This is a genomic window from Cloacibacillus evryensis DSM 19522, assembly GCF_000585335.1.
Taxonomy (GTDB): Bacteria; Synergistota; Synergistia; order Synergistales; family Synergistaceae; genus Cloacibacillus; species Cloacibacillus evryensis.
The window spans coordinates 2,262,896-2,284,470 of the sequence record NZ_KK073872.1 but is presented as its reverse complement, the minus strand read 5'-3'; the positions used below and the strand labels follow the sequence as shown (position 1 = coordinate 2,284,470).

Annotated in this window: 29 protein-coding genes; 28 read left to right on the top strand and 1 reads right to left on the bottom strand. The window is 53.3% G+C overall.

Features of this window, described 5'->3' with window-relative positions:
- The first annotated feature begins 3 nt into the window (after positions 1-3).
- The 28 genes from CLOEV_RS10130 to CLOEV_RS10005 all read left to right on the top strand — a co-directional run bounded on the left by CLOEV_RS10130 (position 4) and on the right by CLOEV_RS10005 (position 20,129).
- Positions 4-1,251 carry a phage major capsid protein gene (locus tag CLOEV_RS10130; RefSeq protein ID WP_034443520.1) on the top strand — a complete coding sequence of 416 codons (1,248 nt, stop codon included), beginning with the start codon at positions 4-6 and terminating at the stop codon, positions 1,249-1,251.
- Positions 1,230-1,505 carry a X2-like carbohydrate binding domain-containing protein gene (locus CLOEV_RS16530; protein WP_084482310.1) on the top strand — a complete coding sequence of 92 codons (276 nt, stop codon included), beginning with the start codon at positions 1,230-1,232 and terminating at the stop codon, positions 1,503-1,505. Before CLOEV_RS10130 ends, CLOEV_RS16530 begins: the two co-directional genes overlap by 22 nt.
- A complete protein-coding gene (locus CLOEV_RS10125) occupies positions 1,505-1,837 on the top strand; it encodes a head-tail connector protein (protein WP_034443518.1) in 333 nt (110 codons plus the stop codon). The genes CLOEV_RS16530 and CLOEV_RS10125 overlap by 1 nt, the downstream gene beginning before the upstream one ends.
- Positions 1,834-2,151 (top strand): head-tail adaptor protein, encoded by a 318-nt coding sequence (locus CLOEV_RS10120; RefSeq protein ID WP_034443516.1) that lies wholly within the window; start codon positions 1,834-1,836, stop codon positions 2,149-2,151. Before CLOEV_RS10125 ends, CLOEV_RS10120 begins: the two co-directional genes overlap by 4 nt.
- Before the next feature lie 4 nt (positions 2,152-2,155).
- A complete protein-coding gene (locus tag CLOEV_RS10115; protein WP_034443514.1) occupies positions 2,156-2,572 on the top strand; it encodes an HK97-gp10 family putative phage morphogenesis protein in 417 nt (138 codons plus the stop codon).
- Positions 2,569-2,931 carry a DUF3168 domain-containing protein gene (locus CLOEV_RS10110; protein WP_034443512.1) on the top strand — a complete coding sequence of 121 codons (363 nt, stop codon included), beginning with the start codon at positions 2,569-2,571 and terminating at the stop codon, positions 2,929-2,931. The genes CLOEV_RS10115 and CLOEV_RS10110 overlap by 4 nt, the downstream gene beginning before the upstream one ends.
- A 14-nt stretch (positions 2,932-2,945) precedes the next feature.
- Positions 2,946-3,371, top strand: a complete 426-nt coding sequence (locus tag CLOEV_RS10105) for a hypothetical protein (RefSeq protein WP_034443509.1) — start codon at positions 2,946-2,948, stop codon at positions 3,369-3,371.
- 2 nt (positions 3,372-3,373) lie between these two features.
- Positions 3,374-3,739: a hypothetical protein gene (locus CLOEV_RS10100; RefSeq protein ID WP_034443507.1), complete on the top strand. Its 366-nt coding sequence runs from the start codon at positions 3,374-3,376 to the stop codon at positions 3,737-3,739.
- Between the two features lie 23 nt (positions 3,740-3,762).
- Positions 3,763-4,044, top strand: a complete 282-nt coding sequence (locus CLOEV_RS10095; protein WP_034443505.1) for a hypothetical protein — start codon at positions 3,763-3,765, stop codon at positions 4,042-4,044.
- A gap of 25 nt (positions 4,045-4,069) precedes the next feature.
- Positions 4,070-6,784, top strand: a complete 2,715-nt coding sequence (locus CLOEV_RS16080) for a tape measure protein (protein WP_169732220.1) — start codon at positions 4,070-4,072, stop codon at positions 6,782-6,784.
- On the top strand, positions 6,785-7,123 hold the full coding sequence (locus CLOEV_RS10085) for a phage tail protein (RefSeq protein ID WP_034443504.1): 339 nt from the start codon (positions 6,785-6,787) through the stop codon (positions 7,121-7,123).
- Positions 7,120-7,656 (top strand): DUF1833 family protein, encoded by a 537-nt coding sequence (locus CLOEV_RS10080; protein ID WP_034443502.1) that lies wholly within the window; start codon positions 7,120-7,122, stop codon positions 7,654-7,656. Before CLOEV_RS10085 ends, CLOEV_RS10080 begins: the two co-directional genes overlap by 4 nt.
- The gene (locus CLOEV_RS10075) at positions 7,653-8,036 is read left to right on the top strand and encodes a hypothetical protein (protein WP_034443500.1); all 384 of its coding nucleotides are present in this window, start codon (positions 7,653-7,655) and stop codon (positions 8,034-8,036) included. Before CLOEV_RS10080 ends, CLOEV_RS10075 begins: the two co-directional genes overlap by 4 nt.
- Complete coding sequence (locus tag CLOEV_RS10070) at positions 8,030-11,641, top strand: TipJ family phage tail tip protein (RefSeq protein ID WP_034443498.1); 3,612 nt, start codon at positions 8,030-8,032, stop codon at positions 11,639-11,641. Before CLOEV_RS10075 ends, CLOEV_RS10070 begins: the two co-directional genes overlap by 7 nt.
- 12 nt (positions 11,642-11,653) lie before the next feature.
- A complete protein-coding gene (locus CLOEV_RS10065; RefSeq protein WP_156938400.1) occupies positions 11,654-12,442 on the top strand; it encodes a hypothetical protein in 789 nt (262 codons plus the stop codon).
- A 4-nt stretch (positions 12,443-12,446) separates the two neighbouring features.
- On the top strand, positions 12,447-12,899 hold the full coding sequence (locus tag CLOEV_RS10060; RefSeq protein ID WP_034443494.1) for a hypothetical protein: 453 nt from the start codon (positions 12,447-12,449) through the stop codon (positions 12,897-12,899).
- Between the two features lie 511 nt (positions 12,900-13,410).
- A complete protein-coding gene (locus CLOEV_RS10055; protein WP_051484836.1) occupies positions 13,411-13,746 on the top strand; it encodes a hypothetical protein in 336 nt (111 codons plus the stop codon).
- Positions 13,747-13,856: 110 nt separating this feature from the next.
- Positions 13,857-14,321: a hypothetical protein gene (locus CLOEV_RS17120; protein WP_051484837.1), complete on the top strand. Its 465-nt coding sequence runs from the start codon at positions 13,857-13,859 to the stop codon at positions 14,319-14,321.
- A gap of 15 nt (positions 14,322-14,336) precedes the next feature.
- Positions 14,337-14,756 (top strand): hypothetical protein, encoded by a 420-nt coding sequence (locus tag CLOEV_RS10045; RefSeq protein ID WP_034443491.1) that lies wholly within the window; start codon positions 14,337-14,339, stop codon positions 14,754-14,756.
- A 56-nt stretch (positions 14,757-14,812) separates the two neighbouring features.
- Positions 14,813-15,319 carry a hypothetical protein gene (locus tag CLOEV_RS17060; protein ID WP_034443489.1) on the top strand — a complete coding sequence of 169 codons (507 nt, stop codon included), beginning with the start codon at positions 14,813-14,815 and terminating at the stop codon, positions 15,317-15,319.
- A 58-nt stretch (positions 15,320-15,377) separates the two neighbouring features.
- Positions 15,378-16,550: an N-acetylmuramoyl-L-alanine amidase gene (locus CLOEV_RS16070; protein WP_051485021.1), complete on the top strand. Its 1,173-nt coding sequence runs from the start codon at positions 15,378-15,380 to the stop codon at positions 16,548-16,550.
- A 5-nt stretch (positions 16,551-16,555) separates the two neighbouring features.
- On the top strand, positions 16,556-16,897 hold the full coding sequence (locus CLOEV_RS10030) for a hypothetical protein (RefSeq protein ID WP_034443486.1): 342 nt from the start codon (positions 16,556-16,558) through the stop codon (positions 16,895-16,897).
- Entirely contained in the window at positions 16,894-17,454 is a 561-nt protein-coding gene (locus CLOEV_RS10025; RefSeq protein WP_034443485.1) for a 3TM-type holin, read from the top strand. The genes CLOEV_RS10030 and CLOEV_RS10025 overlap by 4 nt, the downstream gene beginning before the upstream one ends.
- Before the next feature lie 231 nt (positions 17,455-17,685).
- Positions 17,686-18,138, top strand: a complete 453-nt coding sequence (locus CLOEV_RS10020) for a hypothetical protein (RefSeq protein ID WP_034443483.1) — start codon at positions 17,686-17,688, stop codon at positions 18,136-18,138.
- Positions 18,139-18,202: 64 nt separating this feature from the next.
- Positions 18,203-18,988, top strand: coding sequence for a hypothetical protein (locus CLOEV_RS16850; RefSeq protein ID WP_156938399.1), 786 nt, complete (start codon positions 18,203-18,205; stop codon positions 18,986-18,988).
- Positions 18,894-19,373, top strand: a complete 480-nt coding sequence (locus tag CLOEV_RS17055) for a hypothetical protein (RefSeq protein WP_169732219.1) — start codon at positions 18,894-18,896, stop codon at positions 19,371-19,373. Before CLOEV_RS16850 ends, CLOEV_RS17055 begins: the two co-directional genes overlap by 95 nt.
- A gap of 97 nt (positions 19,374-19,470) precedes the next feature.
- Positions 19,471-19,677 (top strand): type II toxin-antitoxin system HicA family toxin, encoded by a 207-nt coding sequence (locus CLOEV_RS10010; RefSeq protein WP_008710032.1) that lies wholly within the window; start codon positions 19,471-19,473, stop codon positions 19,675-19,677.
- Positions 19,678-19,721: 44 nt separating this feature from the next.
- Positions 19,722-20,129 (top strand): type II toxin-antitoxin system HicB family antitoxin, encoded by a 408-nt coding sequence (locus CLOEV_RS10005; RefSeq protein ID WP_034443480.1) that lies wholly within the window; start codon positions 19,722-19,724, stop codon positions 20,127-20,129.
- A 19-nt stretch (positions 20,130-20,148) separates the two neighbouring features.
- Here the strand turns inward: CLOEV_RS10005 and CLOEV_RS10000 are convergent, their stop codons facing one another.
- Positions 20,149-21,357, bottom strand: a complete 1,209-nt coding sequence (locus CLOEV_RS10000) for a tyrosine-type recombinase/integrase (protein ID WP_034443478.1) — start codon at positions 21,355-21,357, stop codon at positions 20,149-20,151.
- Between the last annotated feature and the right edge of the window lie 218 nt (positions 21,358-21,575).

Sequence of the window (21,575 nt, the reverse complement as noted above, 5' to 3'; positions counted from 1 at the left end):
CCAATGACTGTAGAAGAATACAGAAACAAGCGAAACGAATTGATGACCGCCGCGACCGACGCGGTACACTCCGGCGATGTTGAGGCTGCGGCCGCAAAGCGCACGGAGATAGAGAACCTGGACGCGAGCTTTGACGCCGAGCAGCGTGAACTCGCGAACCTTGCCGCACTAAAAGAGCGCAAGATGATCGACATAACAATCCCGCGCGACAACGCGCCACAGAGCTTAACGCCGGCGGCAAAAACGCAGGATGTGCTGGATGAAGATGCCATATATCGCGAGGCGTTCGCACACACGTTGATGGGCTTCCGTCTGCCGGCGGAAGAGGCCGAAATCTTTGACAAGGTGAATCGCAGTCTTGCGCCAGATATCCAGAACGCGACACAGACGGCGGCGACGCACACAGTTGTGATCCCTAAAACGTTGGTAGATGCCATCTGGAAAGAAATGGGCGAGCTGCACCCGATCCTGAATGCCGTGCCAAAAACATTTGTAAAAGGTAAGCTGAGCTATCCCTATGAAACTGTGAGCGGCGACAATGCGGCGTTCTACGACGAAGATACCGAGGTGACGGAGGGCAGCTTCACCATCGCGGCGCTCGACCTCGACGGGTATGAACTCGCCAAGGCGCTGAAGATATCCTGGAAGCTACAGAAGATGAGCATTGATTCCTTCTTGGCTTATGTCGCGAGCCTGGTGGCCGAAAAGATGGCCAACGCGCTTGCGGCCGCGGTGGTTTTGGGCAAGGGCGCGGCCGGCGCAAGTGACAACTGGAAGAGCCAGCCGCAGGGCATCATCACGGCGCTTGACGCGGAGGCCAGCACGCCGCAGGTGATCACCTGGACGCCGACAACGGATGAGGTCACATATATAAAAATGACCTCTCTGATGTCGAAGATCCGGAGCGGCTATTCCACCGGCGCGGCAATCTACGCGAAGAACGATTTTATCTGGAATACGCTGGCGAACATCAAGGACAGCAACGGACGTCCGTATTTTATTGCTGACGTGATGTCTGGTGGCGTCGGAAGACTCTTTGGCCACGTGGTATACGAAGAGGATGCTATTCCCGCCAACGCGATGCTGCTGGCCAATGTCGGGCAGGGGTACTTGATGAACGTACAGGAAGATATAAGCCTGATGCAGGACGAGCACATGACCAAACGAACAACCACGTACATGGGCTACGCCATCCTGGACGGCAAGGTCCGCACCACAAAGGCGTTTGCATACCTAAAAAAATCTTCCTAACCGTCAGCCCGGCGACGGCCACGTTCAGCAAATCAGCCCCCGCTGACGTGGCGCTGACGGTGAGCGCATCGGCTTCTGTATCTGCGCTCAAGATTGGGGGAACGGCAGTAAATTCGGACAATTACACCGTATTGGACGGCACGCTGACGATAACTGACGATTATCTTGCAACGCTGGCCAACGGAGAAAAAACCTTTACGGTCGAGACGGCCGACGGATTGACGGCGACCGTAAAGGTGACGGTAGGCAGCTAATGCCAGCGCTGACGCTGGCAGAAGTTAAGGCGTTCCTCCGCGTTGACAACGACGCGGAGGACGCGCTTTTAACGGCCCAGATATCCGCGGCGCAGTCCTTTATTGGCGGCAAGATATCTAAGACCCGGCATGTCACGAAAGACGAGAGCGGAGAACCGACGTATGAAGATATCGCCAGTGATGAACTCTATAAGCACGCCGTAAAGCTGCTCGTTGCGCACTGGTATGAAAATCGGGTTGTTGAAACTGTGGGCAACAAGACCATCAATAAGATCAGCTACACAGTAGACGCGATTCTAACACACATCGAAACGTGCGGTGATTACCTGTGAATCCCGGAAGCCTAAGCGAGCAGATAACGATCACGCGGGCGGTTTTTGAAGACGACGGCATGGGCGGCAGCACAACGCGGGACACGACAATTTTCTCCGGCTGGGCTGCCGTCACTGCCAAAAAATCGAAAGACGGACTTCTCGGCGGCCGCGATATCGAAGTAAGAACGCACCTCGTGATAATGCGGCTGCCGAAAACCGAGCCGCAAAAAGGCGACGTGATAGCATGGCGCGGCAAATCGCTTACCGTGAAGGCGGTGCGCCCGGATTATCGGGCTGCACAGGTGGAACTCGACTGCATCCAGGAGGCTTGAGGCTATGTTATCTGTAAAGGTAATAGGCGAAAAAGAGTTGATCGATAAGCTCAAAAAACTTTCCTCCGGTAAAATCCGCGATGCCGTTTACGACGCGCTGCGTGAGGGAACCGACATGATCGCGGCCGACGCGAAACGCCGTTGCCCTGTAGAGACAGGAGCACTCCGCGACTCGATCACGCCCAAAACCTTTAAAAATGACGATAAGGGTGGGGTGAACGGCTATGTTTATTGCGATTATCCCAACACTGACCGTAAAGCCAGTTTTAAGGGGCAGAAGCAGCTCTATTACGCAATGGCGGTGGAATATGGCAACAGACACGCCATTGCGCAGCCATTTCTCAAGCCGGCTCTTCGCGCCAATAAAAAACGCGTGCTTGCATTGGTGCTTGCAGCTTTGGAGGCGGCAGCATCACGATGAGTATGCTCACGAAGCACACCGAGCTCTACGCGGCGTTAAAAAATAACGCTGCACTGGCTGCCGTGATAACAGGCATCTACGACATGCCACCGGACAACGCGGCATCGCCCTATATACAGGTTGGCGATACGCAAGAGGTAAGTGACGATCTGCTGAACAACACCGGAGCGGAGATCACAACTACGCTTCATATTTGGAGCCGCTACGCCGGGCGCAAAGAGATATTGCAGATCGGCGCGCTCATAAAAAAGGCGCTGCCGGCCTGGGCGCTCGATGATGGCATGGAAATTATGCGGGACAGCGCGGAACCCGACTGGTGGCACGGTGTAATAGACATAAGGTATTACGAATATCGATAGGAGGATGAAAAATAATGGCAAGACAGCTTGCAAAAAACGCGCTGGTGATGGTTTCGGCGACAGAAGTAGGATCGCCGACGACCGTTGAAGCACTGGCCGCATGGGACATAGATCTCAGCTGCTCCGAGGTCGACGTCACTGGGATATATGACTCAAACAAACAGTATATACCGGGACAGGGAGACGCCAAGGGATCTTTTACCGTTATTTTGGACCCGGAGAGCGAAACTCTGGACATGCTGGAAACGGCGCAAAAATCACAGGCGCTTGTATATTTGTTCGTGCGCCTCGAGGGCACCGGCTCCGGAAAATCGCAGATAAAAGCCCCGGTATATATCACCGGCTGGAAAATCAGCTCATCCAACGATTCGCGTGTAGAAGTGGCGGTTTCGTGGGTTGCTGGCGGCGATCTGGATCATACGGCGCAGGCGGGGGCGTAACCATGCGTGAGGTAGAAATCAACAGCCGGAAGTATATTCTCGAATATGGGCAGAACGCTCTTTGCGCGCTTGAAGACCAAACGGGCGAAAGCATCCCCGAGATAATGGTCTCGCTCTCGAAGCAACCGGAGAAACGGCTCTCGAGCTTTCGCTTCACGCGCGCCCTTTTGTGGGCGGGCCTAAAAAGCCGCCGGCGCAACATCACATTGGAAGATGCCGGCGACATCCTGGAGCAGGCGGGCGGCGAATATATGAAGGTGATCGCGGCGGCGATCGAGGAGCTATCAGGCTCAATGGTTACGATTTTTCCCGAGGCTGTTAAGGCCGAAGAGGAAGAAGCAGAAAAAAACGCGGCAGCGACCGTCTAGAGGATAGGCGGTCGCTATATCTCATGGCTCTGGGCCCTCTTGGCTTGAGCCATGAAGATTTATGGCACATTACACACGGCCAACTCACAGACAAAATAATTGCGTATAACTATAACGCATATCTTCGCAGGCGGGAGGCGGCGATCGCCGCGGCCTACGCCGCGATCTGGCAGAACAGCAAGCAGCATCACACGCTTGATGAGCTTTGCGGCGTGTGGGATGGTGTGCGCATTATCGAGGAAACAGAGTATAAAACGCAGCAACTCGCAAAGATAAGGGGCGGTACACATGGCAAGCTCAAATAAAATGCAGATAAAAGTTACCGCCGACGTGACGGAGGCGGCCCGCCAGCTGGGCAGCCTCACTTCACGGGTTACGGCTTTTTCAAAATCTATTAAGAAAAATTTTGACGTCGCGCTCGGCAAAGACGCCATGAAGCTATCATCAAGCCTGGCATCAAAATTGAAATGGGTGGCGCTCGGCATGGGCACGCTCGGTGCGGCCTCGCTAAAGATGGCGGCTGATTTTGAAATGGTGAAGCGCAGCATGACCGTGCTGACCGGCAGCGCAAAAGAAGCACAGGCGCACTTGAATGACCTTGAACGTTTTGCCGCGACAACCCCATTTGAATTTTCGGGGCTTGTAGACGCCTCGAAGCGTTTGCAGGCATACGGATTCGAGGCGCAGGCTGTGATACCCATCCTGCAGACGGTCGGCGATGCCGCGATGGCCGTTGGTCTGAGCCAAGAGGGCGTGGACCGCCTGACTCTCGCCTTCGGACAGATTGCCGCGAAGGGCAAACTATCAGCCGAAGAAATGCGCCAAATATCTGAAACCGGCGTGCCGGCGTGGAAGATGCTCGCTGAAAGCATGGGCACCAGCGTAGCTGATGTGATGGACAAGACCAAAAAAGGCGCCATCTCCGCGCAAGTCGCGCTTGAGGGGATTTTTGGCGGTATGCAGAAGCGTTTCGGCGGCATGATGGATGCTGTAGCGAAAGAGATACCGCAGCAGTTAAGCAACATGAAGGATGCGATATCGAGCATCATGCGCGGTGTGGGAGAGGAAATAACGCGGGCTTTCGACTTGAAAGAACGGCTGTACAGCGTGACATCGTGGCTTACGGCGTTTGCGCAGATAATAAAAACGAGTGGCGTGCGCGAAGCCTTTGAACAGCTTGTGCCCGACAGTGTGCGCGAAGCCCTTGTTGTGATAGCGGCTACCGTTGCCGGCTTGGTAGTGCCCGCGTTTGTAGCTTGGGCGGCGGCGACGATCGCGGCAACGTGGCCGCTGCTTGCCATCGGCGCCGCTTGCGGCGTGGTGGCCGCGGTTATATACGAAAACTGGGACAGCATGGGCGGCTTTTTCACAGACCTCTGGGATGCGGTCGTTGAGGCTTTTACCGCCGCATGGGAAACTATCAAGGGCGTATGTGAAAAAATAGTAGATATTGTGGGTTTTGTGATAAAAAAGCTCGAGAAGCTCACAGAAGCCATTGCCCAGACGGCGCAGCTAAGAACATCGGCACTTGGTGACGCTGGGACAGAAAAGCCGGCGCCGGCGGCAAAGAAAACCCTCTCCGCGCAGGAAAAGGCCGATCAGCAAGCCGCGATGGAAGATTACAAGAACGGCAAGGGACGCCCAAAGAGCATAACGGAAGCGATTGTAAGAGCTAAAAATCAGCTTGCAAAAACCGCGCTCGATCTCTCCGGCAACACAGATTGGAAAAGCCTGTTCGCTGGTTCGCTCGGCAGCGATAGCGGATTTTCTGGCGGCAAAGCAAAAAAGGGCGCGAAGGGCAAAACAGCGGCTGAAACGCTCGTGCAAGGTATCTCAGATCAAATAAAATACCTCAATGCTGATGGGGAATCGTTTTTGCCGATCCTTGATAAATGGCTTGCAAAATCAAAACCTCTATCGGAGGACTGGAAAAAAATCCGTGACCTCCAGCTGCAAATCACGGAAGACGCGGAACAGCGAAATCCGTTCTCGGCCGCAAATGTGTTAGAGCGAAACAAGCAGCAGATCGAACGCATGAAATCACTCGAAGAGCAATCCAAGCGGCTGCGCGAGGAAGAATACAGCAACTATGGTTGGCAAAATGCGCAAGGACTCATGAGCGACACGGACTATATCGGCAAACTCAAAGAACGCTTTGCTGACCTCTCTGATCAATTCAAGGCGACGGGCGGCAGCATCGAAAACTTTTTGCAATGGCCGCCGGAGTTGCAGAAGGCTTTCAGCGATTTGCAAAGCGCGGGCAGTAGCGAATTTACAAAATCGCTTGATTTGCTGAAAAACCGGTTTGAGAGCGGTAAAATCAGCGGCACGCAGTATAAAGCCGCCATTGAGCAGCTGAAAACACAATTTGCGGATATGCCGATCGTAATCAAGCTGGCCGACGACGCACTCAAGGCCTACGAAAACAGCATGAATAAATTTCCAACGGCCGCGCAGCAGGCAACGGCGGCGTGGGACAGCGCGCGCGAGGGGCTCGACGCCGTGCCCGCGAGCATCGGCAACGCGTTTGAGAGCGCCATCCGCAGCACCGAATCGCTCGGCGAAGCGATGTTGGATCTCCTGCAGGACCTCGGCGCGGTGATCGCCAAAGCAATGATAATGCGGGCGCTTTTTGGCGGCGGCGTGGCCGGCGGATTCTTCGGCTCCGGCGGCGGATTTTTTGGGATGCTGGGGCTGAAATTCCACAGCGGCGGCACTGTAGGCGCCGGCGGCACACCGACGCTGGTAAGTCCCTCCGTATTTGCCAACGCGCCGCGAATGCACGGCGGCGGCATCGCGGGGCTTCGCTCGGACGAAGTGCCGGCGATACTTCAGCGCGGAGAAGTTGTTGTGCCTAAGAACGCTTCGCAGGGCGGGGCGTCCAGCGGCGCTGCTGGTGATAACTACAGCATAACGATTCAGGCGGTAGATGCGCAAAGCTTTGTGAAAATGCTGCAAGGCAACAAGGGCACGATTGAAAGCCTCATCGTGAACGGCCTCCAGCGCGGCGGGGCCCTGCGTACCGCGGTGAAAGGAGCGATGTAAATGCCAACACCTGTGTTTACGTGGATACCGGATTTCACATGGCAGCCGCAATTTCGTCGGCGCGTGAACATCACCACCTTTGAAAGCGGCAAAGAGCAGCGCAGCGACCGCGGGGCCGCGCCGCGCGAGTGGGCACTGACCTTCACCGGCCGCGCCGAGACGCTCGCCGAGATAGAGGCATTTTGGAACGCGCGAAAAGGCCCGGTAGAATCATTTCTTTGGACGCCGCCGGGCGCGGCATCGTCCATAACCGTGCGCTTTAAGGACGATACGTTGAAATCGGACCGCGCCGGCATGAGACACGGAAAGATTGAACTTACTTTGAGGGAGATACTATGAGCGACTACAAGACAGCGGCGCAAGCCGAAACCTTAGAGCCAATATATCTTGTGCGGGTGCTTGACATCCCGCCGCTTAACCCGGCCACACACAACACAGAATACCTCTATCTCACCGACGCACCGGAGAATGTAACATGGTTCGACGAAAACGGTCAGCCGCAGACATATTTTGCCTGCGGCATGGAGATCGAAGAGGTAGAGCGCAGCAAAGACCAAACTACCGACCAGTGCCACCTCTCGCTGGACAATGTGAGCAACGACATTACGGGGCTCGCGCAATACTATAAGCTAAACGGCGTGCGCTGCGAAGTATACAGCGCCCTAAAAAACACGCTGGCCAGCGAAAGCGGCGCGACGCTGAAATTCAGCGGCAAAATCCGCAGTATCACAATCGGGCAGACGCAGGTAGACGCGATAATTTCACAGGGATTCGACGGAATGGATAAAGTGCCGAGACGAATTTGCTGGACGTCAATGTTCCCCTACATTCCGAGCGCGAAAAATCCGCGTGAGTTATCCACACGAAGATGACGGACTTAAATAATCTTATCGGTCTGCCGTGGGGCTTCGGCCCCGGGCGGACCGACTGCCTGCGGCTGGCGATCGCCGCACAGGAGACATACGGGCGCGTGATCCCGCTTGCGTGGGACTACACGCCGGAGAACTACGAAGCGCGGACGCGCGATATAGAGCATGAGCTTAAAAAGATAGCATATAAGATAGCCGCTCCCGAACCGGGGGCGGTCGTTCTTTTTGACTTTTCGCCCGTCTTCCACCTGGGCACATTCGTCGACGTGGCGCTTTTTTTGCACATTCCGCGCGGCGGCACGAGCCGCCTCACGCGTTGGAGCGCGCCATACCAGAAAAAAACTATTGGAATCTATAGGATATTGGAGGTGCCGCTATGGTAACAATCGCAGTCGGCGCACTTTTGGGCTGGGCATTTTCCGGCGCGCTGATCGGCTGGGGGATCGTTACAACGGCGTTTGGCGCGATCATGCTCGGCGCGTCGCTCGGCTCGCTCTTCATGCCACGCGACATGGGAGATTTTTCGAACTCGCCCACATACAGCTTCGGCCCGATCAGCAACACCATGAGCCAGCTCGTGCCAATACCCGTAATTTACGGTAAATGCCGTGTCGCGGGTAATATCATCTATCAGGCATTCGCGGACGACAAGAAGGAAGTGCAGGATCTCTATATACTGGTCGGCGAGGGGCCGGTAACGGCAATAAACTCTGTGCTCTGCAACGACCAGGACCCCGCGGCGCTCGAAGATTGCTCTCTCACCACATACCTCAACACCGCGGCCGCGACTCACGACAGCCGCGATCCATCCGGAGCGCGCCCATATCCCGACGACGTGGCGATGATCTGCCTGACGTTAAAGGCGCAGGAAAAACTCAACGGCACGCCGACGGTGACAAGCATTGTAGACGGTGTGAAGGTGTGGACGCCCGCCGGCTTTGCGTGGAGCCGCAACCCGGTGTGGATTATCCTGGATATCCTCTGCCATCCGCGCTACGGCCTGGGCTATGGCACGGTGACAAACGGCGTATACCAGCACCCGGATTGGGACAAAATAGATTACGCCTGCGCTGTAGCGGCGGCCGCATATTGTGACGGCACGGTATCCTATGGCGCGCGCTTCATGCTGGACTTCACACTCGACACGCAGCGCCCGATCCGCGACGTGCTCGCCGATTTTCTTGCGTCTTGCCGCGGCTATATGGTGGAGACCGACAAGCTGCAAATTTGCATCGACGCGCCGGTCTCCATCTACAGCCGTGAGATCACGCCCAACAACATCGTGGAGGGCAGCTTCACCTTCTGGCAGGCGGCCGATGAAGATGTATGCAACAGGATCACCATCGACTGGATAGATCCGGATAACAGCTACGAGCGCGTGACCGACGTATTTCAGGATTCGACCGACATCGCCGATCGCGGCGTGGTGGAAAAATCGATCTCTATGCTGCCGGTGACGCGCTCCGGGCAGGTGGGCCATATGGGCTACTACCTGCTCAAGACCTCGCTCATGGTGCGAAATTTTTGCTCGTTTGGCGTGGGGCTGAAAGACTGCGATATCCAGCCCGGAGAAGTGCTGCAAGTGACCTTTGAGAGCTTCACCGGCTGGAACAAAAAACCGTTCCGGGTGGTATCTGTGAAAAACAGCGGGCAGGACGTAATGACCGTGACCTGCTCCGAGTACATCGCTGACGTGTATGATGATTCCGTGCTGGACATCACGCACCACATCGACACCAGCCTGACAACGAACTATAAGCCCGACGACGTGACGGAGATGGCAATCACCGAGCAGCTCGTAACGCTCCAGGACGGCAGCTACAACCTGATCGCGAAAATCTCCTGGACGCCGCCGGCATCCTATGCCTCGCTCGAACTCTGGTACAGATACAGCTCCGAGGTAAGCTGGAAACCCGCCGGCACGTTACCGCGCGGCTCTGAGGAATACTATCTGCCCTGCACGGGCAACATCGGCGACACGCTCTACGTAAAAATATACGTGGTATCGCGCCTCGGTGTGCGTAGCGACGGACAAACGACGAGCAAAATACTGCGCGGAGATCTCACGCCGCCGGCGCCGCCGACTAACCTCAAAGGCACGGGCGGTTTCCGCATGGCATCTCTCACGTGGGCCGACCCCGGTGACGGTGACCTCGACCACATCGAGATATATCGCTCCCTGGAATCCGACGCGGCTGAAATGACGAAGATCGGCATCGCCCCGCGCTTCGCGCAGGAGTACGTGGACAGCAACCTCTACGTGCTGCAGACAGCGTGGTACAGGCTCCGAGCTGTTGACGTGGCCGGAAACAAGAGCGAATACAGTGCCGTGATCTCCGTAACAGCCGAGGAGCTCCGAGCCGCGGACATCCCGGACCAATCTATCAGGCCAAGTAAATTTATTCCGCAGTTGGAGGCATTGGTCGAAGAAGTAGAGGCAATCTCAGCGGCCAGCATCATCAACAGCGCCAACGAGGACGAAAACCGAAATACGGCGGCCAAGGCGACACAAGACCTCGAAACAAAGGTTGTGGAGGGGCTTGAGGCGGAGGCTACAGCGCGCACGCAGCTTGCCGCGAAAGTCGGCGAAAATACTAGCGCGATAGTGGCGGAGCAGACCGCCCGCGCAACAGCAGACCAGGCGGAGGCTACAGCGCGCACGCAGCTTGCCGCGAAAGTCGGCGAAAATACTAGCGCGATTCAAACCGCCGCCAACGCCATCGCAACGGTAGACGGCAAGGTTGAGGCGACCTATTCGGTGGTGGTAGATACCAACGGCAGAATTGCCGGGGTTAAACTCGGTTCCGACGGCGAGACCTCCGAGATGGTATTTTTGGCCAACGCTTTTTATTTCGCGAACCCGGTAGCAGGCGGCGAGCCAATACAAATATTTGCCATCGATGCCACCAGCGGCACGCCCAAGCTCGTGATGAACGGGAACCTGTTTGTGAATGCGGCCAAAGGGGCGGGCGGCGGCTGGATAGTCGGGAATATGATCAGCGCGGCGGCGCAAATACAGATCGGCGCGGGCGGCAGCCTGATCATGGGCAACGGCTCCATTTTTCAGATGGGGAGTGGGGCGGTGCTGATCGATTCCGAGGCCGCCGTATTGCAGCTGAAAGATCCGAACAATCTCACTTCCGGCGATTACATCCGCATGGAGCTGGGCGATATCACGACCTATAAATATTTAAACGGATCTTATCGTCCAATGAAGTCATTGCGAAAAATACACTATGGGCAAAATATACCAAACAACACGACAGTAAGCTTGCCAGGATACTGGCCGTCTAAACCGAATATTATCGTGTCGCCTTGCGCGTTGCAATCTTATTCTGCTGCCCGTACAGATGGCAATCAAACACTAAACTTATTGGCCTCAGATATAACTTGGAATCCGACAACTGGTATCGCAACATTTAAACCCGTTGCGACTTTGATTATTGCCGCTGGTAGTATCACTCTTGGAGGTACTGGTGCAAATTACAGCGGTACCGCATCGAGCGGAAATCTTAGTACCTCAAGTATTAGCAATAGTGTTGCCATGCAGAGCATATCGGTACAGATCGGATTTTATGGACAAGTCTGCCAATACCTATCTCAATCTAACACCGGACACATGGAAAGATATCGATATGGTACCGTGTCCTATAACGTATATCTAAATATAAACGGTAATACGTATTTGGTTGGTGGTGGAAGTTGTGTTAATGGGCGGAGTCTGATAAATTCCGATCCGACATCTTTGTACCAAGTAAGCTCCAACACATTTACAATTGGCATACCAGCTAATTCAAATATCAGTGCATATGCAACATATTACATTAGTGCGTATGATGAGCCAGCGACAAATGAGGGTTGGGAAAGCCCCAAAACAGAGAGTGATTATAATCGCTGTTGGCTGAAACTTTTGGTAACTAATGGTGTTACTGTCCAGTCGCAACAGTTAGCAAGTGGTAGTTTGAATTATATGGCAATCTCAGAATAGGGGTGATAAACCATGCCATGGTACAAAACAGGAACTGTAACCGTAACTAACGGCAGCCCGGACGTGGTCGGCACGGGCACCACGTGGGGCAACGGAGCGATCACGCCGGGGGATAGCTTTTCGCTGGTGGATGCCAGCGGCGCGGCGATCTCGCCTCACTATGAGGTGTTGAGTGTAACGGACGACTCGCACCTGACGCTGACCGCCAACTACGGCGGCACCAGCGCGACAGGCGCGAAATACGCCCTCTGGAACCTGGCGGGCGAGCACACGACGCCATACCTCTCGGCGCTGGTAGCCTCGCTCGTGCAAAAATGTAAAACCGTGCTCGCCGACGCGCTCGGCTACACCACTAGAGCGGAGACGGCGGCCGCCACGGCGGAGGCCGCCAACACCGACGCGCAGACGGCGCGCCAGACGGCGGTATCCGCCTCCGGCACGGCGACCAGCGCCAAGATGGCGGCGATAGACGCTAAAAACGCAGCCGAGACGGCAAAGACCGATGCTGTCGCGGCAAAAAATGCCGCCGAGACCGCAAAAAACGCCGCCCAGACCAACGCCACGAACGCGGCGGCAAGCGCTGCACAGGCGGCCAGCAGCGCGGCGCAGGTGCCTATCGCCTCTCTGCTTCCGGCGGCGGGACAGGTGCCGAAGGCGGGGGCGGACGGCAAGATAGACCTCGGATGGCTGCCAGCGGGGGCCACCCAGCGGACACATTTGTTTATAAACGGCGAGACCGACGCGCAGATACTGGCCGCCACGAAGGACGGCGACATCATCGACCGGCTGGAGGAGGTGTAGAGATATGCAGATATACACGATAGCCAAAAACGTGCTCGGCGCGCTGGGAGGCAAGGTGAAGGTTCCGGTGCTCGATGCCGAGCTGAAGCTTCCGGCTGAGTGTATGCGCATCGTCGGTGCGTGCGCCGATGGCGCGATTATTGAAGAGGGCGCAAACGCCAACGGGAGCTGGATAAAATACGCCAATGGAACAATGGAATGCTACGGTGTACTTGGCGTTGAGCTGACACTTACGGTTTACGGCAACATATATGAAGGTTCTGTGTGGATACCATATCCGGCGCAATATGTGAATGATAACGTGGTGAATATTGCGTCTGTTCAATTTCCTACACAATCTGCATGGTGTTCTTGTTTAGCAAAATCATCAAATCAGCTAATAGTTAGAGTTCTTGATATCGCGGCGAGGTCTGGTACATTCCTTATTCAATGGAGGTCTATAGGCCGCTGGAAATAGCCTCACGCCTTCCATCTGCCTATGGCTATCTGAACTACATATGTTGCGCCTGTGAAACTCCACTCACCGCTAATTGCAAAACATCCACCGTAAGCATATGTCATTATATTCCGATACAAATTCGCCACGAATATATTTGATGACCAACCTGACACCTGGTCTATTCTACATAAATCTTCCATATCTACGACTTACACAGGGTATGCCCAACTTACACGCACACCATCCCTTTGAGCAACCGTCATCGCTACCCGGCTAACAACTTGCGTGCATATCATCTTATTGTCCGCATACTTATATGTATCGCCCATTGGCGTTCGAGCCGCTCTCTATGATCGCCCCCGACGCCAGCGCACCCAATATGCACGTGTCAAGCGCGACACAGAGCGGGCTCGGAAACAATAGGCTAATACTCGTGTAATAAGACAAAAAGCATAAATACCCAAATCACAGGCCACCACCTGACTAATGATGTGTGGCTGAGTAAAAAGCGTGTAAAGGAGAGATAAAAATGTTCAAAATCAACCTTAGTCCACAGGTGCGGGAGGATACCTTATCTGTATCTGTCAGCGGCTCGACAATAATCATAAACGGCCAAACTTTTGACCTTGAACCTCTGCAAGACGGGGCGACATTGCCTTGCGATGCTTTTGCCACGGAGTTTATAGTGTCGGACGTTGCGCGCAGCGGAGACACTATTGAACTGACACTGCTATTCCCGATACCTAGCAATGCGACGGAAGAGCAGCGGTTTCCCAAACCCGTATATGTCGATGCATCCGGGCAGGTAATAGCGATAGATGAATTAGGTGCCGAAGACCAGGCTATTGAGCCAGAAGTTGTATAGGAGAATGACAGGAGGACGTAACAATGATAACAACTTGTAATGTAGCCAGGGGGGGGGGGCGCTCCTAGGTAACATATGTCCCATAGTTAACATTTTGGAGTGTGCGCACTATGCCTGAGAAATATCTTGTGCAGAGGCGCACGGCGGATGGACTTGAGACTGTGGCCGAGCTGCCGATGTTAGATGGGGATAAAATAGATATCTCTTTGTTGCCGGTTGTCGGGACGATAGGAAGCGCCATAATAGAGCGCGGTTCTAACGCCAACGGAGAATATGTCAAATTTGCGGATGGTACGATGCACTGCTGGTCTGTATATATTCCTTTTGGAAGTGACCCTGGTGTTATGCAAACATTTACATATCCAGCAGCATTTGCAGCAGTGCCTATTGTCTTGCCTTCTGTTGCAATCTATATGGGAGATACAGATACTACTTTGGCAACGTCGTTCCTATTTGCCCCTGTCAGTAACGGCGAAAGAACTACTTATTGCCAGATGTGCTGCCAAACTTTGGGTGGCAACACGCCGCTGCTGAACGGAAGGGCAAAATTTGTTGCCATAGGCCGCTGGAAATAGAAAGGACTGGTAAATATGGGAAACATTAACTGGACAAAACTAGACACGCCCGAGATGAAATTTGCGCGCGCAAAAGAGGCGAAGCGCCGCCAGATATGGGCGGCAGGCGACGCCGTACTCGCCGAGGTGAAGGCGAACTACACCGGAGCGGAGATCGAGAGTTGGAGCAAGCAGGAGCATGGCGCGAAGGATTACGCCGCCGGCAACACAGAAACCGAGGCGGCGCAGTTTGTCGCGGCAATCGCCACTACGCGGGGTATCGAAACCGCCGTGCTCGTGGGAAAGATACTCGCCAACGTGGCAAGCTACGGCGCGCTCTCCGCCGCCGTGATCGGCAGACAGCAACTGCTAGACACCGAGATCACGGCCGCCGCGACACAGGCCGAGCTTGACGCTATCACATGGGAGGTTTTAGACAATGCTAACAACTCGTAAATGCTTACGGGGGGGGGGCAATCCCAGTAAGCACGTAAACAATGGGGTAACGCGCCATGTGTGCTAAGAAAGTGGTGCGTTATAAGCGGATAAACGGCGTACTCGTAAAGCAGTACGAATCTCCCGCGCTGATCGATGGGCTAGTGGACATCTCACAGCTGCCGATCGTGGGGGCTATGGGAAGCGCGGTGATCGAGAGCGGCGAGAATGCCAATGGGAGGTACACAAAATTCGCTGATGGCACAATGATATGCACAAGTACAGTTAAAAAAAGCAATCAAAACATCGCGCCAGACGATATATTTTGGGGTTACAGTGATTATGTTTTTCCTGCCAACTTTGTAGCAGATGGTACTAAAACAATTACTGTTTGTGCATTTGCTACAAGCGCAGATAACTATAATGTACAGATAGGTTATATTTTATCTTACGGAACGCCCACCATATTTAACACAGGTGCAAAATCAAGTGACATAAATGCAGCAAATTCTCTGAAAATAGGAGGCAACGCGGTGATAACCGATTTTACAATAAACATAACAGCCATAGGCCTCTGGAAGTAAGCAAGGAGCACGGAGAGCCGAGAGGCTCTTTTTTTTATATTCAGAAGGGAGCAATGATATGGACAACAAAACATTTTTCGCGCTTGCGCAGCAGCGCCCGCAGCTGAACGCTTTCGCCGCGCTTTGCCAATGCCACCATGAAACGCGCGAGGCCGGTAAGCCGTGGAGCTCGGAACTATGCTGGGCGGCGAACAACTGCGCGGGAATAAAAAAGGGCTCTGGCTGGCAGGGTGCGATCTACAACAAGGTATCGTGGGAGCAGAGCGCCGACGGCGACAAGTACAACGCCGAGAGCGCGTTTCGTAAATACGATTCAATCGCCGATTTCCTCGCCGATTACGAAGCCAAGATCGCCAAGATGTACCCGCTCTGCGATGAGCGCCGCGATAACTTCTGGGGCGTGTTTGATGGCCTGCTCACCGGCCCCTACAAATGGGCTACCGACAAAGAGTATTTCCGCCGCCTCGCCGAGACCGCCGTAAGGCTCGCGCCGGAGATCTTCGGCGCGGAGGCGGCGGAGCTGAAACTCAAAACCGCGCTGCTGTATGCGATCGAAAAGGGATATCTCTCCGACGCCAACGCCGCGATCGCGATCGATGTGCTCGGCATCTACGCCGCGAACGATGGTGCGAAAAACAGGCCGAAAGCGCCGGAAATCGAGAACGCTGCCGCCCTATCCGCGAACGCTGCCGGCAAGCCGAAAACAATCTGTATCGACGCCGGCCATGGCGGCAAAGACCCCGGAGCCTGCGCCGGAGGGGTGCCGGAGAAGGATATTGCGCTTTCCGTGGCTAAGTTGATCGGCGGCAAACTGGCCGGCCACACCGTGGTATATACGCGCACCGCCGATAATTACGTGGCGCTGCCGGAGCGCACCGACTACGCCAACCGCAGCAAGGCGGATATCCTGGTATCTATCCATTGCAACAGCGCAACGAGCGAAAAGGCTAACGGCGTAGAGGTGTACACGCACACAAGCCAGAGCGATAGATCGGTTGCCGCGGCGAGTGCCATCTACAAAAAACTGCTCGCCGCCTCCGGCATGGCGGGGCGGGGAATCAAAGCGGCCAACTACCATGTGCTGCGCGAAACTAAAAAGCCCGCCGTGCTCGTGGAGCTGGGCTTCATCAGCAACGCCGCCGACCGCGAAAAACTTACCTCCGCCGCGTGGCAGGAGAAAGCGGCGGCCGCGATCGCCGCGGGCATAAAGGAATACATCGAAAGGGGCTGATACCGATGCAGGAGATCGGGAATGAAATCAAAGGGGTGCTGCGGGATATCTTCTACACCGTGTTGCTTTGCGGCGGGGCGGCTCTCATCGCCACTACCGCCAAATACTTCGCACTCCACTGGCGCGTAGAACCCTTTATGGCATCGAAGCTGCTTATCGGCGCTTTGCTTGCGGTGGTGCAGGGCTCCATCCTCGGCCTGCTCATGCGCGGAATGGGCTACCCATACGCCTTTTGCATGGGCGTTGTCGGCGGCGCGATATTCATCGGCCTGCAGTGGCTCCAGGACACCTTTAAGAGGCTGGTGTATCAGCGGCTTAAAATCGATGTGAGGGAGGAAGACAAATGAACGTACTCGAACTCATCCCCGGCATCTCCGGGGTAATAGACAAAATCATCCCTGACCCGAACAAGCAACAAGAACTCAAGCTCGAGATGGCGAAGCTCGACGCGCAAGACACGATGGCCCGCATGGGCGTGCTGCAGGCGATGCTATCCAACAAGAGCATCTTCGTAGCCGGGGCCATCCCCGCGATCATCTGGGTGTTTGTATTCTCGCTCGCCAACAACTATATTCTGCTCCCATGGGCGCGGGCTTTCGGCGCGACAGTTCCGGAGGTGCCTCTGCCGGATTCCGTTATCGCCTTAGTCGGCGGCATCGTGGCGGCCCTGCTCGGTAAAAAATACATGGACAACAACGAATTTTATTATCCCAACGGGCAGCTAAAAAGTCCGAGCAAAATGTTGGTCGAGGCGGCCGCCGCCAAGGGCGATGCAACGCCGGTTGGCGCGCACAATAAAACGGCAGAAACAATAACGTTAAAATCACCATCTCTAAAAGATGTCGATCTGTCCAACATTGATCGCCGGATCGAAGAAGAAATAAAGAAAAGAGGCATAAAATAAGAAAGTTGGTGAGTCCACCGGGCAACTAATCGCTATATATGCTCAGCACGGGGCGGGTTCCTTCGGGAGCTCGCCCCTATTTTTTTTGTTAAAAATCTCTTTGGCATATTATTGGTGCTAAATTGGCACTAATATTATGTCGAAATCGCTTGACATAGTGCTATATAAGCACTATAATATCATTATTAAATAAGAGCGATGCACCGCTCATATAAAAAGGAGAAAAACACAATGAAAAACGAAAGAATCTATCAGAACGGTAAGGAAGTAGCGGCAATGGCGGAGGAGTTCTATACGGCGAAGAGCGGGCTTGCTGTAGCCTACATAATAGATGCGGAGCAGTATGATGCCGCCGCCGAATATCGCAACGAACGCGGCACGTTGCTTCGCTTGGATTCTACGCTGGAAAATCTCGGCAAGGGGCAGGTTGCCTTGCGGGTCGATATCCAGAAACCCACCCTCAAAACTGTCCTTGAAAACATGCTGAACGACACCTTCCGCGTTATCGCCGAAAACGACATGCACGAAGTCAGCCGCGACAAGGCCCTGGCCCTCGCGGAAAAAGAAGAGTTTGCCTCTCTGTTCGCGGCGCATACGACGGAAAATACAGACCTCCCCTTCCTGCTCCTGAACATCAGGGCTGACGAATCTGATATTAAACGGCTGATAAACGAGGCCGCCTAATATAAAAAAGCCATGGGCCTGCCCATGTGGATTGAAATCTATGTTTTTTATATGGCATTTAAGAATGAGTAACAAAAAACGAAAAGCCGCCCCTTCCCACGCACGGGAGTTTCAGGGGCGGCATCCTACAAAAGGAGTGAGTAAAATCATACCAGCTGTGGAGTACGACCGCAAGAGGGGACTGTACCGGGAAGTTGAGGTAGAAAAGCGCGGCACGGGATATATCTGGAGAGAAATGGCTGGAATGAAGCGTGGCCCCTGGAAGATAATGTTTTATCGAAATATATTTGCTCGCTACAATCGCATAATAAAACAATACGATGCGCCGGCGGACGGGTGCTTTTTGTTTTTGGATAGAAATGATCTCCCATATTGCAATATTGGGGGGATGGATGATCGCGATCCTATCTTTTTGGAACGTCAGCGGATGTTTTTCCCTCTGCACGGATTCGATGCTGCCAGGCGCGTATGGGAAACGCTTTTTGATTTTAAAACCCAGACATGGAAGCGCGGCGGCATCTCCAGTGAAGGATACCGTGTATCATTAGGGGTATCTAGCATTATGATAAAAGGCACGAACGGATATGAAAAACTTGATCCGTTCTATATGATTACGATGCCAGATAAATTTATTGCCTGGACATTTTTTACGCTCCGCAACGAACCATATGATTTCCAGGGAAAACCTATAGAAATTCGACATTGCAGCGAGGTGGATGAATATGAAAGATACTACGAAGTACGACAATACAATAATGAAGCCCAAAACGGCGAAGATCGAGCTAAAAGACGCCGACTTCCTCGCCCGTTTCCCTTGCTCATCAAGGAGCCTCGGGGCTTCGGCGAATAGAATTTTTGAAGTTGCCGAGGAAGAATACGAAAACGGCTGCCGCCGCAGCTTCGCGCTCCTGAAGCCGGAACAGCGCAAGGCGGTGATCCTCTTTGCGCGCGACAACGCGCTGCCGCCGATAATATATTGCAGCCGTGAGCTCGAACAGTGGCTCCGTTATGGCGGCGGAGCACACCTACAGTGGAACGATGAGCAGATCGCGAGGTTATGCGCGCTCTTTTCCGTTCCGGGGGAAATAGAGGGAGTTGTACCGTTTACCTCTCTGGCCATCCTAGGCTTTTTTGCCTGGGCAAGCGGCTTTTGGCAGCAGGAAAAAGAGAATCTCGAAGAATACGCGAACGACTTTACAAAGCTGCTGCCAACAGGGGCAATATACAAAGATTAGCACATTTATCTTTTTTTGTGCCTTCATCTAATTAATACGTATTGACACGTATCGTATTTGTGCTATAATTAATTCATCGAAGGGAGGCGGCTCAACAGTGAAAAAAGAATATCCAGCCAATAAAAGATACACGCAAAGCGAGTTCGTAAAGATAGCAAGAGAACTTGGCTGGACGGTAACAGAGAGCCGGGGAAAAGGAAGCCATTACTGGGCCTCCAAAGAAGGACAAAGAGGTTTTCCAATCCCCTATAAAATCTCCATCGGAGTGGATCAGGCAATAAAGAAGGCGCTGGGGCTTAAATAGCCCCGGCCCCTTTGGACAAAAAGATAAACAAAGGAGTTGATAACATGAAAAAATATCCTGACCGCTATATTTTTCCCGCCATCTTTTCTAAGGATGAGGAGGGAATGTGGGATGTAAGATTTCCTGATTTGGATAATTGCTTCACCTCGGCGGATACGCTGGAGGAGGCCATTGACCATGCGAAATATACGCTGGAGGACTGTCTCTATTTTCTGGAAAAAGGCAAGGAGAATATCCCTGCTCCCAGCGATATACCGTTAAATCAGAGCGATGATTCCGTTACTCAGCTCGTGGTTGCCTTCATGCCCCCAGTTCGCCGGGCATGGAGCCAGAAAGCGGTAAAAAAGACCCTTACGATTCCGGCCTATCTTGCGGAACTTGCGGAGGAGCAGAAGCTCAACTATTCCGCTTTACTCCAACAGGCAATAAGACAAGAGTTGCACGTTCAATAATAGGGCCGCATTTGCGGCCCTATTTTGCTATTTTTTCCACAGCCTCTTTTTTCTTTTCGGGGGCGAGGTGCGCGTACCTGAGTGTCATCTTTATATCTGAATGCGTCATGAGCTCACGCACGGTGTTGAGATCGACGCCGGCCATCACAAGGCGGCTGGCAAAATCATGGCGCATGTCGTGCCATGTGAAATTTTTTATCTCGGCTTCTTTCAACAACCATTCAAACGAGCTGTTACAATCGTGCATAACGCCGCCACCTTGGGGCGACGGAAAGACAAGAGGGTTACTCTCATCGAGGCGTTGTTTTTTCCATGCTTCAAGCGTCGCCTTCGCCGTCGTGTTTATCGGTATGATATCTTCCTTTTTGCTCTTCGCAGTCTCAGCGCGAAGCGTGATATTACCATGCACAAGGTCAATATCCTCCCAACGAAGCGACAAAAGCGCATGGCGGCGGATGCCGGTATTGAGCGCCACAATAATGAGCGGCTTGAAATAGTTTGCAAAAGCCCACCCCTCCATAGAGGGAAGGTCTTTACCCTTGGCGTGAAGCCGGGTGCGGCGGCGCATCTCTCGCTGTTCTTTGTCATATTTGTCCAGCGCCGCCATGAAGCGCGGTCGTTCGTCGGCAGATAGGTAACGAATCTTCTTTTTTGAATCTACCTCTTTGAGCTTCTTCACTTTTGCCAACGGGTTCGCTGCGATCAATCCTCGGTCTGCCGAAAAATTTAAGATAGATTTTAGGCTACAGACCTTTTTATTTAGACTAGCATCCTTATTGCCGGTTCGTTTCTTTTCATTTGTGCGCCATGTTTCTATCTCTATTGGCGTAATCTCTTCCGCTGCGCGATCTAAAAACTCTGTTAGACTTCTTGCCATTACGTCAGTAAATTTAGACCCACCTGCGGCTATATATGCGTCGCACAATTCTTTTACGGTTGGTTTGTTTTCCTTTTTGCGTTCCCGTTTAATGTCTGTCCCCGCCACGGCCATTTCAGAGAGAAATTTCTTGGCGGCCTCCCGCGCTTGTATGGGCGTAAATAGCCGCTCATCGCCAATTTTGAAAGAATCGCTCTTACCTTTAGCATTTTTATATTTTAGATAATAGGTTTTACTCTGTTTGCCAACATAAAGACGTAATCCCGGCATAGTTACATCTAGTATCCAATATCCTTTTTCAGGTATAGGAAGATTATTGATGTATGTTTGAGTTAATTTCACCGTCGGCATTACTATCCCTCCGCTTTAACCTGTATTTAACCTCGCGCTTTTGACGCGCCTTGCAACTATATAACGCATTGTAAGCTAAAAAAATCGAAAAATCAAGTTATATAGCTATTTTGTGAGATAAAAGAAAAACTAAAAAGTTACTGTGCGTCATTAAAATAAACATGGGGTGCAGGTGGTCGGAGGTTCGAATCCTCTCATCCCGACCAGATATCTCAAGG

Coding starts and splice junctions, on each gene's coding strand:
- CLOEV_RS17120 (WP_051484837.1), top strand. CDS start 13,857: ATGCCTGAGAAATATCTTGTGCAGAGGCGCACGGCGGATGGACTTGAG.
- CLOEV_RS10115 (WP_034443514.1), top strand. CDS start 2,156: ATGTTATCTGTAAAGGTAATAGGCGAAAAAGAGTTGATCGATAAGCTC.
- CLOEV_RS10070 (WP_034443498.1), top strand. CDS start 8,030: ATGGTAACAATCGCAGTCGGCGCACTTTTGGGCTGGGCATTTTCCGGC.
- CLOEV_RS16070 (WP_051485021.1), top strand. CDS start 15,378: ATGGACAACAAAACATTTTTCGCGCTTGCGCAGCAGCGCCCGCAGCTG.
- CLOEV_RS10020 (WP_034443483.1), top strand. CDS start 17,686: ATGAAAAACGAAAGAATCTATCAGAACGGTAAGGAAGTAGCGGCAATG.
- CLOEV_RS10080 (WP_034443502.1), top strand. CDS start 7,120: ATGAGCGACTACAAGACAGCGGCGCAAGCCGAAACCTTAGAGCCAATA.
- CLOEV_RS10125 (WP_034443518.1), top strand. CDS start 1,505: ATGCCAGCGCTGACGCTGGCAGAAGTTAAGGCGTTCCTCCGCGTTGAC.
- CLOEV_RS10045 (WP_034443491.1), top strand. CDS start 14,337: ATGGGAAACATTAACTGGACAAAACTAGACACGCCCGAGATGAAATTT.
- CLOEV_RS10130 (WP_034443520.1), top strand. CDS start 4: ATGACTGTAGAAGAATACAGAAACAAGCGAAACGAATTGATGACCGCC.
- CLOEV_RS10065 (WP_156938400.1), top strand. CDS start 11,654: ATGCCATGGTACAAAACAGGAACTGTAACCGTAACTAACGGCAGCCCG.
- CLOEV_RS10060 (WP_034443494.1), top strand. CDS start 12,447: ATGCAGATATACACGATAGCCAAAAACGTGCTCGGCGCGCTGGGAGGC.
- CLOEV_RS10005 (WP_034443480.1), top strand. CDS start 19,722: ATGAAAAAATATCCTGACCGCTATATTTTTCCCGCCATCTTTTCTAAG.
- CLOEV_RS10110 (WP_034443512.1), top strand. CDS start 2,569: ATGAGTATGCTCACGAAGCACACCGAGCTCTACGCGGCGTTAAAAAAT.
- CLOEV_RS10095 (WP_034443505.1), top strand. CDS start 3,763: ATGGCTCTGGGCCCTCTTGGCTTGAGCCATGAAGATTTATGGCACATT.
- CLOEV_RS16850 (WP_156938399.1), top strand. CDS start 18,203: ATGAGTAACAAAAAACGAAAAGCCGCCCCTTCCCACGCACGGGAGTTT.
- CLOEV_RS10025 (WP_034443485.1), top strand. CDS start 16,894: ATGAACGTACTCGAACTCATCCCCGGCATCTCCGGGGTAATAGACAAA.
- CLOEV_RS10030 (WP_034443486.1), top strand. CDS start 16,556: ATGCAGGAGATCGGGAATGAAATCAAAGGGGTGCTGCGGGATATCTTC.
- CLOEV_RS10000 (WP_034443478.1), bottom strand. CDS start 21,357: ATGCCGACGGTGAAATTAACTCAAACATACATCAATAATCTTCCTATA.
- CLOEV_RS17060 (WP_034443489.1), top strand. CDS start 14,813: ATGTGTGCTAAGAAAGTGGTGCGTTATAAGCGGATAAACGGCGTACTC.
- CLOEV_RS17055 (WP_169732219.1), top strand. CDS start 18,894: ATGAAGCCCAAAACGGCGAAGATCGAGCTAAAAGACGCCGACTTCCTC.
- CLOEV_RS10085 (WP_034443504.1), top strand. CDS start 6,785: ATGCCAACACCTGTGTTTACGTGGATACCGGATTTCACATGGCAGCCG.
- CLOEV_RS10100 (WP_034443507.1), top strand. CDS start 3,374: ATGCGTGAGGTAGAAATCAACAGCCGGAAGTATATTCTCGAATATGGG.
- CLOEV_RS10075 (WP_034443500.1), top strand. CDS start 7,653: ATGACGGACTTAAATAATCTTATCGGTCTGCCGTGGGGCTTCGGCCCC.
- CLOEV_RS10105 (WP_034443509.1), top strand. CDS start 2,946: ATGGCAAGACAGCTTGCAAAAAACGCGCTGGTGATGGTTTCGGCGACA.
- CLOEV_RS10055 (WP_051484836.1), top strand. CDS start 13,411: ATGTTCAAAATCAACCTTAGTCCACAGGTGCGGGAGGATACCTTATCT.